Here is a 12,704-nt window from a genome sequence, read left to right on the forward strand (position 1 = left end):
CAGTGTCATTCAGCCTTCGGCTTGTGCCGCAGCGCCTTGCGTTTCCGAGATTCGACCTTCTTGATGTTCTCGGCCGCAGGCAGGTTCTCGGGCATGACTTTGCCAATTGACCGTCTTTGCCATCTCGATCAATTCGGTGAGGTCAACGAAATGGTCCTTCCCGGCTCGACCAGAACTCAGCGCCAGCAGCAGTCGTCCGGCGAATCTGCTCAAACGGCGACGCGTGTCCATTGCTCGGTCTCATCACACTACCACTCACCTGCTACCTCATCAAACGATCTACGCCCTGCCCGAACGGGGTCATGGGGCGCAAGCTGTTAGCCGCAAGCCATCGGCTGTCATCATCGTCTGCCGTGCTATCAACTGGGAACTGGAACCTGCAAACTGGTCACTCGCGGCGAAGCCGCGCTGCGCCCTGACATCGCTCATAAACATGGGACTTGGCCCTTTGGCCCATGAGGTCGCGCTCATCGCCCGCCTGAAGCTAGTCGTTCTTGAGGTTCGAAGGCTTCCAGACGAGCTTGCCGGTCTTGTCGATGTAGCCTTGGTTCCCGCCATGCCCGACCGGCGCCAACCCCTCGTGGAAATCGTTGGCCTCCTCGCTCTGCGGCTCGATGACGAGTTTGCCGGTCTTGTCGACATAGCCCCACGTCCCACCGTCAACCGAGCCGTAGCCGTACTCGTCCAACTTCCCGCCAACGTTGACCGCTGCCAGTCCTTCGGAAAAGTGCTTGGCCTTGCCAAACCGCGGCTTGATGACGAACTCGCCGGTCTTGTCAATGTAGCCTTCTTTTCCGTCCAGCCCTACCGGCGCCAGCCCTTCGTGGAAGTCGTCGGTCTCGTCGAACTGCCGCTCGATGACGAGCTTGCCGGTCGCGTCAACAAAGCCCCACTTCCCACCTACAGCGCCGCCGTACTTGTCCTTCGCACCAACGTTGACCGCTGCCAGTCCTTCGGAAAAGTGCTTGGCATCGTCAAACCGCGGCTTGACGACGAACTCACCGCTCTTGTCAACGTAGCCCCACTTTCCTCCTGCAAAGAAGCCCTCCGTGTCCGACTTCGCGCCCACGTTTACCATCGCCAACCCCTCGCGGAGGTCTTCGGCCTTGTCGAACTGCGGCTCGATGACGAGTTTGCCGGTCTTGTCGATGTAACCCCACTTGCCACCTTCGACGCCAAATACGGAATGCGTCTCTCCACCGACGTTCACCGCTGCCAGCCCTTCAGAGAAGTCTCTGGCGCCGGCGAACTGCGGGTTGACTACAGGGTTGCCGGTCTTGTCAATGTAGCCCCACTTCCCACCCGCAACGATGCCGCCCTCGAACTCGCCCGAATTTCCGCCAACGTTGACCGCTGCCAGACCTTCAGAGAAGTCCTCGGCGCCGTCAAACTGTGGCTTGATGACGAAAGTGCCGGTCCTGTCGACATAGCCCCACTTCCCACCCGTAGCGTTGCCCCACTTGTCAGACTTCCCACCGACATTGACCGCTGCCAATCCTTCAGAGAAGCCCCTGGCGCCGGCGAACTTCAGGGCGATAGTCAGCTTACCGTTCGCGTCAATGTAGCCGCACCTCAAGCTGTCACAGACGTGGAACAGTGCGGCATGTTCCTGCTCTGGCGTCACGGCCGGCGTGCCCGCCGTCTGGCCGAAAGACAGCGTCGCCAACAGCGCGAGAGCGGTTATCAGGGCCTGTCTCATCATGTCATGTCTCCTTTGTTTGCGGTAATTCAATCTCAGTCATCCTGTCTTCTCCAATATCTGAATCTCTTCTTCCGTCAGTCCGTACAACTCGTACACCAGCGTGTCGATGGCACTGTCGGTGGTTGCGGTTTGGCGCTGGAGTGATTCCTGCTCATGCGGAGTCTTGGCCTTGGGCAACTGCTTGTGCAGAGCCTGCCCTGAGCCTGCCGAAGGGTCGAGCATCCGCTCCACCAGTTCAACCATTCTGTCATGCCGCGCGGCCAGCATCCTCGCTTTCGCTGAGCGTAGTCGGGCCTGAGGTGCCTGTGTCATTCTCCTTTGCACCCGATAGCACCAGTCTCAGGCCAAGGAAGTCATCAGGCTTGTCGAATGTGAACCGCTCAAGCACCTGAAACCAGACCAGGGACTTGAGATGACGTTCCTGTTCAGGTTGGTCGCGATTCTTGCTGAGCCAGTCAGGAGCATTCTTCAGGAACTCCTCAACCTGTGCGGGCAGATCGTTCATTGACCTGACGTCCACGTACCACTGTCCGCGTATCTTCGAAGAATCGCCGCCGACTGGGAGTGGGCTGTACTGCATGAGAAGACCGATGCTCGCAGCATCAATGACCGCGAGGGTTTCCCCTCCCCTGTCCTTGGATGGACTTTCGACGTGGACTGGGACAACCGGCACGTACACGTCTCCGCGTCGTATCCAGCCGATTTGCCGCTGGACGAGGGGCTCGCGCTGCGGGTCACTGTAGCGCGGTACGTAAGATGGATTGTCCCGGACGTACTCTGCCATGCTTGTGTAGGTCGTCAGAAGGACCGCCTTAGCCAGGTCGCGTTTGGTGCCGAACTGGGCGATCAGGGCATCTACGCTGCCGACGGAGACTTCCGTGCACCAGTCGAGAAGACGCTTGGCGAGAAACGCATCTTCTCCGCCGGCCACTGCCTCGCCCACGGCCTTCCCCCTCTGCCGGGCATCGCTGTCGGTGCGGTCAACGAACTCCTGTTTGTCGCGGAGTTCACTGAAACCAAAGAAAGTGTCAGCCTTGTCCGATGGGGTCTCGGTCAACCGCTCTTCATGTTTGCCTAGTTTCTTCAACAGTGGACGGAACCAGCCCCCGTCGGCGAAGCCTTCGGCGACGCCGGCCGCGAGCGCGACCACACGACTGGCCGGGATGGGCGCACCGGTGATTCGTGCGAGTTCGCTGTCCTCGAACTCCTTCTTCACGCGCTCAAACGCCTGCTTCAGAGTTGGTATCGCCGCCCTCTGTCTATCCCCTAATAGACTTTCCCCCGCGGCACCAGCCCGTGCCATCTCGTCGAGCATCTGAAGCAAGCCGTGCTCACCCGACACGGCCCACGCGAGCTCAGCGACGGGCTTCAGCCCCGCCTCCCCACCTTGACCTTCGGCAGTGAGCCGAAGTGCCTTCATGCAAAATACCCTGTCTATGGACTCTGTTCGACCGACGTGATGTGGTGGCTCTCTCCACAGGAGCGTATCCCAAGTGCCAGGAAACTCCGCCCTGCTCGCACGCAGGTACGCGTCTGCAAGCTCTGACAACTGCGAAGGTAGGCGGTTCTCGATTTCGCCGTACAGATCGGCCCACAGAGTCTCATCGCGTTCGCGTTGCCGACGCTCTAACAGCCAACCCCCCATCCAGAGATGCATTACTTCTGTGCGTCCACGTAAGTCCCTCCGTAGGTTCTTCAGGGCATGCAGGCGCGCCTTGGTCCGCTGCAGGCTGGCATTTCGCTCAACTGATGGGTTCGCATAGTTCAACTCCAGTTCAAGTTCCTCCTCGCCGTATGGTGAGTCGTCCGCGACGTGTGTGTGGAGACCGTCGGCAGCGTTGAGCAGGTCCACGATGTCATCCTTGTGTCTGTAATTGCAGGCTGACCTGAGCAGATTCTGAGTCACGTTGAGCGTGCTCCTAATCGACCTTGTGAGCGCCTCCGGGATAGTCCCGGTGTCGTCCAGTGCGGCGGTCACGCGCCCAGAGAGTGCCCACATCACCTGCTTGATCCACCCCGCGATTGCGTCAATCACCTGTCGCCGTGTTTCGTTGTCCAGTCGTTGAGAGGCAGAGTCCAGCAAAGCGCGAAGGGGTTCGTTCAGGAATGACAGAAAGAGAGAGGGAGTCTTGAACATGCCACTACTTAGGATGATCGTCACACCCAGGAATCCAGTCTTGTAGATGCTCTCGGGGGACCTGGTGAGGATTGCCTCGTCGACGACGCGCCGAATGTCATGCAGTATCCACTCGGTCTCGTGCATCGCTGGCTCTGACTTGTCTGATCCATCTCGCTGGAGGTTATCTTTCTCCCAGTCCAATGCGTATTCAGTGAACGCGGATCCTAGCTCGACATACGTGCTGACGCATTCGTCAATTCTGCTCTGGGCACTATTGCGAACTGCTTCCGCAAGCTGGTCTCGGAGTCTCTCGAGAGCTGGCCTGAGCTCTGAGGTCAAGTTCTCGTACCTCGGGTCTAGCTTGAATGCCCGCCGGGCTAGTCTCCGCACCTCGGCCAACGCACGGGGATCGCGAACCAAGTCTTGGTCGAAGCTAATGACTGGGCTAGCTTCGTGTACAATGTCTCCGTATCCCGCCCTTAGGTACCTTCGTCTGTTCTCGGCCAGCCTGCGGCCCTGGCTGGTACCGGGAGTGGAGCCGGATGCCTTCTGCGGTTCCGGACTCGACTCGACCGCGCGAAAGGTGAATTCCGCATCGTTGGCTGCTTCCTCAATTACCCCAGCCAGTTCCTTCAAGACGCCGAAGTCCAGCTTGGTCACAAGTCCCCTCTCAGGAGCATAGACATTGTGATAGGCTGTTCCTTTCGGAGCATGCCGGAAGTAGACCAGTTCTATGCCCGATGCATCCAGGCTGTCCTGCAGATTCAACATCGCTAGACGCCTATCCTCTGATACATTCATGTGCCGCTTCAGGATGTCCTTCAAGAGCGCGGTTCGTTCCGCACGGAGGCGATTCCCGTCTAGGAGGATTAGCAGAAGTCGGTACAGAGACGGGACCATGAACAGGGCGAGTGCCAGCGGAGGAAGCACCTTGTAGGGAACGTTGCCTTGAACCATGAGGGTGGGGAATCCCAGCACCGCCCAAAGTGCAAGTGGATACACGGATCCAGCCCTCAGAAGCACACGCGTCTTGTCGCTTTCCTCCTCTCGGCGCATCCCAACGGAGATGGCTATGAGAAGAGCAAAGACGGTTCCGGTCAGCGCCGAGTGAATGGCCATCAACGTTTGACTGTCGATGATCCCATTCACCCACGTAGCGATCGACTGCAGTACTCGCACAATCAGCCCGAGCACTGGTGCTGCTGACCATGTGTTGATCCACGCGGCGTTCTCCGTTAGTCGATACCAAAGCGTCAACACTAGGATACCCACAGAGAGAGCAGCAATCATGGCGGTGGACTCAGGCTTGGGTAGATACCAGTGCATCCATGCTCGCCTCAGCCACGAAGGTTGAGCACTGCGTCGCAGCTGTTTGATACGTGCGCTGGATCCGCCTTTGGCTTCGCCAATCATGTCAACAGAACCTAGTACCCACCGCTGCGGCCAGTTGAGGTGACCATGCTTTCGGAAGCGAAGATGTCGTCTAGCCCTTCGGCTGAACTGGGCGTAGTCACGCCCGCTATCTTGATCGACTCTTCGCGGATGACCGGCTTGAAGACCCTTCGACTACGCTCAGGGCAGGCCCCGGTCAGACCGGCCGTGTTGGCGACGTCCCAGCCGAGGGATTCGAAGAAGGGGTTGAGGAGCTCGGAGCGTAGTTGTTCTTCTTTGTAGTCAGGGGACAGGAAGACCTTGCGGTCGCGGTCGAACCGCTCCACCGGGTCGCTGACTTGCTTCGGTGCAATCGGGCCCATTGCGGCAAAAGAATAGAGGCGGCACTACGCGAGTCAAGAGCAGGGAAGGGCGCTTCATTGGCGCTGCCGGTGTACGGTTCTGCACAGCAGCGGCCACATAGGCCGTTTCGGAGTGCAGATTATCAACTGGAGGCTGGGGAGGCTTGTATATGAATTAGGCTAAAAGCCGCCGAGGCGGACTTCTGGCCTATCCGCCTGAGACGCTAGGCGTTAGGCCTGTAGCTCGCAAACCCACCCCCTCACCCCCCACACCGTTCAGGAGACTACGGACAGGGTTGCTTCGTGCATCGTTCGGGAGGTTACCTCCACCGCAATTCCCGGATGAACCTCCACCGGAATTCGCCGGGTTGGTCTACCGGTTGCTCTCCGGTTAGCTTTCCGGGTTAGTCTACGGGTTGCTCCACCGGTTCCTCTCCGGGTTGGTCGGAGCGTTGCGGCCCGGCTAACTCCGCGGGTTGCCGTCCTCGCTGGTCCCGAGGCAGCTCCGGCCGTTGCTCTCCGGATTGCTCTGCGAAATGCTTCCGGAGTTGCTCTCTCGTTGCTCTGCACGTGTATCGCTTGGCCCGTTCGCGCCGCAGAAGGACGGCCGGCGTGGTGGTCGCCATGCCGGGCCTAGAGGCTTAGGAATAGAACCGCGAGGCCCGCGCAGCCCAAGCCAATGACGTGAGTCATCGTGAGCGGCTCTTTGAGGAAGATAAACCCGAGCACGGCCGGCAGGAGGATGTACATGCCTGACAGGGGCACGACGACCGACGCCGGTCCGCGGCGCAGGGCCAGGTAGTAGGCCACGGTCGCGATTCCGGCCAGGACACCGGCGACAACCGGGAGCGCCGCCGGCTTCATCTCACTGCGGGTCCGCGCGGTCAGCGAGTATGCGGCTATCGGCAGGAGGCCGGCGAGAGTCGTCCAGAACGCGACGTTATGGTCGGACGCCGTCCTGGTAGCGAGCTTGCTTAGGAAACTCCAGAAACCCCAGGCAACCAGGGCGATGAGGCAGAGCAGTCGGTAGTCCATGGCGTGATGCTATGTGGCAAGCCCCGGAAGTCAAACCGCGCAGGCCGGACCGGCGAGCCGCAAGGGACGCTGAGATCGCCTCCCCGGAACCGATAGAGGATTCAGGGATAGTTGAATCTGCTTGACATCGGGAAGGGGGTTGCTATTGTTCCGCCGGGCACGCTGGAAGCGTAATCGTTATAGGCTCGGTCACATTGCGAAGATTGCAGCCAGACTCGCGACCAGAGGTGACCCTCTTTCTTTTCGGCCCGAGCGAGTTCAGAAGCTAGAGGCTAGATGTCAGAAGCTGGAAGTTCCGACACCCTCAGCTCGACTGAGTATTCACCCCAACACAATCCACCTGATGGTGCTTAGCGCGACGTTTGAGGTTTCCACTCAGGGCTTCTGCGACGTCGTTGACGTCACACCCCAGATCGCGGCCATCGTCGAGAAGTCCGGTATCAGGAACGGCGTCGTCTGCATTGCGAACCCGGGTTCTACCGCCGGCATCACAACCATCGAGTTTGAGCCTGGCGCGGTCGCGGACCTGAAGGCAGCACTTGAGAAACTCGCGCCCGAGAAGGCGCGCTACCATCACAACGATACATGGGATGACGGCAATGGCTTCGCCCACGTGCGGAGCGCTTTGGTCGGTGCGTCGCAGTCGTTCCCGGTCAGGGACGGCGCGATAGCGCTTGGGACGTGGCAGCAGGTTGTCTTCCTCGATTTCGATAACCGACCGCGCCACCGAAAGTTGGTGGTGACGGTCGTCGGCGAGTAGTTAACTGAGGAACCCGATAGACCAGAATTCAGAAGTCAGATACCAGAATGCAGAAGTGCGGACGCGGAAATAGTTGACCACGGATGAACACGTATGTGCACCGTTGCGATACTTGGAATACGTCGGGACAAAAGAAAAAGAGAGTCACGAGAAGCTCAGTGTCGCGGCAATGTTTTGACCGAGCCGGTTTATGATACCGAACTTTCGTGCTCTCGAATATCTTAGACACACCAAGGCTCAAAAGGTTGCGCTGATTCTAGCGCCACCGTATTCGGGCCCCAGCCACAATATGGCCAAGTTCATATAATGTCAGAAGTTACGGATATTGCGGTAGTTGGCGGCGGGGCTGCGGGCTTGGCCTGCGCCGTGGCTGCAGGCCGGCTGGGCCTCCGCGCGGTCGTTCTGGAGCGAACCGACCGGTGCGGCAACAAGCTAACCGTGACCGGTGGCGGAAAGGGCAACTTCACCCACGCCGAATCGCCGCGACAGATGGCCGACCGCTTCGACTGCGACATCCGGCTCCTGATGCCGCTGCTGCGTAAGTTTCCGTATCAACGCGTGGTGAAGTTCTTCGCGGGCCTTGGAATCCAGGCCCGGACCGACGAAGAGGGCTGCGTTTGGCCCAATGGAACTGACGCGGCCGGGATCAGGGATGCGCTTCTGCGTGAAATAGCGGCGAAAGGGGGCGTGTTGAGAACCTCCTGCCGGGTAGTCGGTCTTGAGCCAGGGTGGCAGGTCCGCATGGCCGATGGCGGTACGGTGACTGCGCGGAACGTCTGCCTTGCGACTGGCGGGGCAAGCTATCCGCGCACCGGCTCGACCGGGGACGGTCTTGGGCTGTGTCGGAAACTTGGCCTGAAGACGGTGGAGTGGTTCCCGGCCCTGGCGTCGCTCCGGACGCAGGAAGACTTGAGCGAACTGGCCGGGGTCACGCAGCCTCGCGTCGAGATGACTCTGTCAGTGGAAGGCCGCGAACCCCGAACCGCGACCGGCCACTTCATATTCGCCCACGTCCATGTATCCGGGTCGAGCGTACTCAACCTCTGCGGGTACGCAGCGCGAGCCCTGGCCGAGCAGAAGCACGTAGTTCTGCGGGTCAACTGGGTTCCGGGCAGGAGTACTTCAGAGCTGGCTGATGACTTCGCCACCGCGCGGGTAGGCCACCCGAAGAAGCAGCTTGGGACATTCCTCGGCGCGTTCGTGGCGCGGCGGCTCGCCGCCAGACTTTGCGCTCTCGCCGGGGTTCCGGCCGTCCGCATGCTCACGGACCTGAGCCGGCAAGAGCAGCAGAGCATCATCCAGCAGCTCTGCTCGACCGAGTTCTCCATTGTCGGCACCGAGCCGATGGAGCGCGCCACGGTCACCGGGGGCGGCGCGGACCTGGGTGAAGTCGACCTGAAGACGATGGAGGCGCGACGTTTTCCGGGTCTCTACTTTGCCGGTGAGGTGCTTGACGTCTGGGCTGAAACCGGCGGTTACAACCTGCACTTTGCCTGGGCGACAGGCATTCAGGCCGCGGAATCGGCCGCATCCAGGCTGGGACACGGAGACACACGGCCGTAGTCAAGCTCGGGACACGATCCGAATTGCACGGAGCAATTCGGTCATGTCCCTCCGCTACCTGAGGACGACCAGCTTCGTGTTGTAGGTGTCCCTGCCGTCGAGGGTCAGCTTGACGAAGTAGACGCCGGCGACAGGTGGAGCAAAGGTGAAGCGGTGCTCGCCCGGGCCAAGCCTGCCATCCGCCAGATTCGTCACCACCCGGCCAGTCTGGTCATACACCCGCAGCGTGGCCGCACCAGAGCCGGCAGTACCGAAACTGATCAGCCCGCCGCGGCCAACGGTCAGCGCCGCGCGCAGCGGCCGTGACAGCACCGCGTACGGCGGCGCCTCAACTGCGAGTCCGTTACGGGTCCTGACCTGCATCGAGTCAATCTTCGTGTTGCCGGTGATATCGCTCGCGCGTACGTAAACCCAGTAGGTCGTGTCGCCCACCAGGCCGGTATCCCAGTTGCCGCTCGTGTCGGCAGCATCGATAATCGAGTCGCCGTCGGTGTTGGTGACGATGAAATAGTACGCGCGGTAGTCGTAGTCGCCCTGCGACTTGCAGGTGTTGTCGGCCTTGTAAACGACGTTGACCAGGGAACCGTCGAGCGTATTCGAGAACTGCACGCCGATTCTCCACGGGACCACGACCAGCCCGTCTTCCCGCTTGATTGAGTAGTCGATTTCGTAGGGCGCGAGTTTGTCCCAGGTCGCGTTGCCGGTCGTCGTGCCGGTCTTGTCGTATGCCTTGGCGATGATGTCCACCTTGCCGACCAGGCTGTCGGGGCTGACGTAGCTGTTGTTCCGGTTGTCCCGGCAGAAAGCGAATTTCTGGCTCGTGCGGGCGTTCTCGATTACCGGGGCTACCGTGTCGGTGTTGGGCCGAATGATGGTCAGCGGGTTCTGGATGAACGACCAGGTGGGATTTGGAAACCGCTGCCAGGTCGCACCGGTATCGGAAATGCGCGCGAAGTGGCAGTGGTCGAATCCGGTTACCGGCCACGGCACGAGATACCCGATGGAGTCGCCTGCCTGGACTTCGTCGCCGAGGTTGCGGTGCCAGCGGGTCGAATCGATGTGGGCGTAGAGCCAGCCCTCGGCTCGGCCGGTGAAGCTGGAATTGGTGTCGCAGATGGCAAGGCGGTAGTGGTATTCGGCCTGAATGGTACCCCATGCCTTGACCCAGCCGTGTCTGACCGCGCTGACCCGGCGGCCCTGCGCGCCGGGCGTGATAACGTCAATGCCGTTGTGGAAGTACGCACTGGTGCTGACCGTGTCGTAGTGCTGGTAGTTGCCCCAGTTGTTACCGAGCGGGTGGACCGAGTCCAGCGGTACAAGCGGCCAGTTCGTAGCAAGGGCAGGGCACGCCAGCACGACGGCAAGGGAAGCGAATACGACGATGGTTCTCAAGACAGGTTTCCTTTCGCAAGACGACAGCGTGAAATCTTAGGACGGCATCGCGGCGGTGTCAAATCACCTACAACCCGCGCAGGTACTCGGGCTTGAAACGATGACGCCGGATTGCCTGAGTCAATTCGTCGACCAGTCGTTCCTTGTCTTTGGGCAGGCGGCCGGCGAGCGGCACGTAGTTCGAGGCGTGGTTGGAGCGGAAGACCGTCGCTTTCACTTCGACGTTCTCCAGGAACAGCCTGAGCTCGGCTGCGAATTCTGCCGGCTCGGGCAACTCGAACTCGCCGGACTCAAGCTGCCGGGCAAGCGGCGTGCCGGGAACAACGGTTACAGTCAGGGCTGACATGTAGTTGGGGTTCATCTGCGACACAGCTTTGGCGGACTCGACTGCGTTCTCCCGCCAGTGTTTTCGGCCGCCGAGCCCGAGCAGGAAGATGACCGATGACTTCATGCCGGCTGACATGCCGTGCCGGACACCGGCTACCATTTCGTCGGCGGTGGCTCCTTTGTCTATCTGCTTTAGGATCGCATCCGAGCCGGATTCAAGCCCGAGGTAGAATATCGAGAGCCGGTGAGCCACGAGTTCCTCCAACTCCGCGATGGACTTCGAGACAAGGTCACGGGCGTTGGCATACACACCAACGCGCTGCAGGTCCGGGAACGTCTGCTCGATGGTGGTGAGAATCTTGAGCAGGTGCGGCATCGGCAGGATGAGCGCGTTGCCGTCGCAGAGGAACACGCGCCTGACATCGGCGCCGTAGTACTTGCGCGCGGCGGCGATATCTTCGAGGACCTCCTTGAGCGGTCGCACGCGGAACTGCTTGTCCCGGTACATGGCGCAGAACGTGCAGCGGTTGTGCGAGCAGCCGATGGTGACCTGCAGCAGCAGGGAATCGGCCTCAGAGGGCGGTCGGAAGATGTTGCCGACGTAGCGCACGCGGTATTAGCTCGCGAGATTCTACACCCGGTCGCAGTTGTGGTCTAGCCGCACGGCCGGAGCGGATTGCAGCCGCTTGACCCGAGAGCCAGCAGGACTAAGATGGACGCGATGTTCGAGTCTAATCCGGACTTCTCCGCACGAACTCTTGACCTTGGCCCGGAGGTGGTGGACGGCCTTGAGGTGGAGCGGCTGCGCCGCATCCTGGCGGCCAAAGAACCGGCATCGTCTCTGCTGGCGCTGTCGAGCGAAGACCTGCTGGAGCGGCTCGGTGTGCTGGTGCGCAACGGCGGACCGCGGCTGACGGTCGCCGGTCTGTTGCTCGTCGGCCGGGAGGACGTGCTCCGCCAGCAACTGCCCGGGCACGAGGCCATTTACCTGCATATGAAGAGCGACACCGAGTACGACAAGCGGGTAGACTCGGCCCGTCCGTTGCTCGCGATACTCGAGCAGTTCACGCAGGCGCTCGAATCCTGCAACCGCATCTACACGCTGAAACTGGGGCTGTTTCACTTCGAGATTCCCGACTTTCCGGATGATGTCCTGCGCGAGGCGCTGCTCAACGCGTTCGTCCACCGCGACTACAACCTGACCGGCCCGATCTACCTCCGCCATTTCCAGGACCGGCTCGAGATATCGAGCCCGGGTGGATTCTTCGGCGACGTCAACCCGCAGAACATACTCGGGCACGAGCCGGTATCGCGCAACCGCCTGCTGGCCGAGAGTCTGCAGAAGGCCCGGATGGTCGAACGCGCCGGCATGGGCGTCAAACGGATGTACCACATTCTGCTGTCGTACGGCAAGGAGCCGCCGAGTTACGAATCCGGGCCCGACTTCGTGCGCCTGACCCTGCGCAGCGGCCGAATCGAGTCCGCGCAGGGGAATCGTGACGAGGCGGGAATCGACGAGGACTTCGCCCGCTTCGTGGTCAACCGCCACCAGGAGGGCCGCGAGCTTACGCTGCATGACCTGCTGGTATTCTCGTTCCTCAAGCGCAACCGCGAAATCGACCTCGCGGATGCGGAACGGATACTCCAGCGCAGCGAGAACGAGGCACGCGAGACCCTTAGTTCGATGGTCCTGCGCGGGCTGCTGGAGCCGTTTGGGCAGAAGAAGGGCCGTGTCTATCGCCTGTCCAAGGCAGTCTATAACCAGCTCAAGAAGAGCGTGAGTTATTCGCTCTTCCGCCGGGCCGAGGCGGCGTTTGCCGAGACCGCAATCATGGGCTACCTTGAGGACCTTCCGGGGCCGGAGGATAAGCGGTTCATCACCAACGAAATCGTCCGCACGCTCCTGCGGGTAAGCCCGGCCCAGGCCGGCTACCTGCTGTCGAGCCTGGTCAAGAAGAAGCGGCTCGTCCTGCGCGGCTGGGGCCGCGCCGCCAGATACTACAAGTCCAGCCAGCTATCGGTCTTCTAGGACATTGGGACCGCGGGAGCGATGCTCCCACACTGCGTAACAGA

General features: G+C 60.8%; 10 protein-coding genes. 3 read left to right on the forward strand and 7 right to left on the reverse strand.

Annotated features, from left to right (window positions below):
* Positions 1 to 484: 484 nt before the first annotated feature.
* The 5 genes from VMH22_10765 to VMH22_10785 all read right to left on the reverse strand — a co-directional run bounded on the left by VMH22_10765 (position 485) and on the right by VMH22_10785 (position 6,589).
* A complete protein-coding gene (locus VMH22_10765; GenBank protein HTW92177.1) occupies positions 485 to 1,702 on the reverse strand; it encodes a WG repeat-containing protein in 1,218 nt (405 codons plus the stop codon).
* Positions 1,703 to 1,738: 36 nt separating this feature from the next.
* Positions 1,739 to 1,945 carry a hypothetical protein gene (locus VMH22_10770; GenBank protein HTW92178.1) on the reverse strand — a complete coding sequence of 69 codons (207 nt, stop codon included), beginning with the start codon at positions 1,943 to 1,945 and terminating at the stop codon, positions 1,739 to 1,741.
* A gap of 4 nt (positions 1,946 to 1,949) precedes the next feature.
* On the reverse strand, positions 1,950 to 5,015 hold the full coding sequence (locus tag VMH22_10775) for a hypothetical protein (protein HTW92179.1): 3,066 nt from the start codon (positions 5,013 to 5,015) through the stop codon (positions 1,950 to 1,952).
* Between the two features lie 230 nt (positions 5,016 to 5,245).
* A complete protein-coding gene (locus VMH22_10780; protein ID HTW92180.1) occupies positions 5,246 to 5,575 on the reverse strand; it encodes a hypothetical protein in 330 nt (109 codons plus the stop codon).
* A gap of 612 nt (positions 5,576 to 6,187) precedes the next feature.
* Positions 6,188 to 6,589 carry an EamA family transporter gene (locus tag VMH22_10785; GenBank protein HTW92181.1) on the reverse strand — a complete coding sequence of 134 codons (402 nt, stop codon included), beginning with the start codon at positions 6,587 to 6,589 and terminating at the stop codon, positions 6,188 to 6,190.
* A 343-nt stretch (positions 6,590 to 6,932) separates the two neighbouring features.
* Between VMH22_10785 and VMH22_10790 the strand changes: the two genes are divergently transcribed.
* Positions 6,933 to 7,349 carry a secondary thiamine-phosphate synthase enzyme YjbQ gene (locus tag VMH22_10790; protein HTW92182.1) on the forward strand — a complete coding sequence of 139 codons (417 nt, stop codon included), beginning with the start codon at positions 6,933 to 6,935 and terminating at the stop codon, positions 7,347 to 7,349.
* A 306-nt stretch (positions 7,350 to 7,655) separates the two neighbouring features.
* On the forward strand, positions 7,656 to 8,912 hold the full coding sequence (locus VMH22_10795) for an aminoacetone oxidase family FAD-binding enzyme (protein ID HTW92183.1): 1,257 nt from the start codon (positions 7,656 to 7,658) through the stop codon (positions 8,910 to 8,912).
* Between the two features lie 54 nt (positions 8,913 to 8,966).
* Here VMH22_10795 and VMH22_10800 read toward each other — a convergent pair whose 3' ends face one another.
* Positions 8,967 to 10,304, reverse strand: a complete 1,338-nt coding sequence (locus VMH22_10800) for a T9SS type A sorting domain-containing protein (GenBank protein ID HTW92184.1) — start codon at positions 10,302 to 10,304, stop codon at positions 8,967 to 8,969.
* Positions 10,305 to 10,371: 67 nt separating this feature from the next.
* Positions 10,372 to 11,241 carry a radical SAM protein gene (locus VMH22_10805; protein ID HTW92185.1) on the reverse strand — a complete coding sequence of 290 codons (870 nt, stop codon included), beginning with the start codon at positions 11,239 to 11,241 and terminating at the stop codon, positions 10,372 to 10,374.
* A 111-nt stretch (positions 11,242 to 11,352) separates the two neighbouring features.
* On the opposite strand from VMH22_10805, the gene VMH22_10810 reads away from it, so the two are divergent.
* Positions 11,353 to 12,660: an ATP-binding protein gene (locus VMH22_10810; protein HTW92186.1), complete on the forward strand. Its 1,308-nt coding sequence runs from the start codon at positions 11,353 to 11,355 to the stop codon at positions 12,658 to 12,660.
* Positions 12,661 to 12,704 lie beyond the last annotated feature (44 nt).

The sequence above is a fragment of the bacterium genome, from assembly GCA_035505375.1.
Lineage (GTDB): Bacteria > Hydrothermota > Tepidihabitantia > Tepidihabitantales > Tepidihabitantaceae > UBA2258.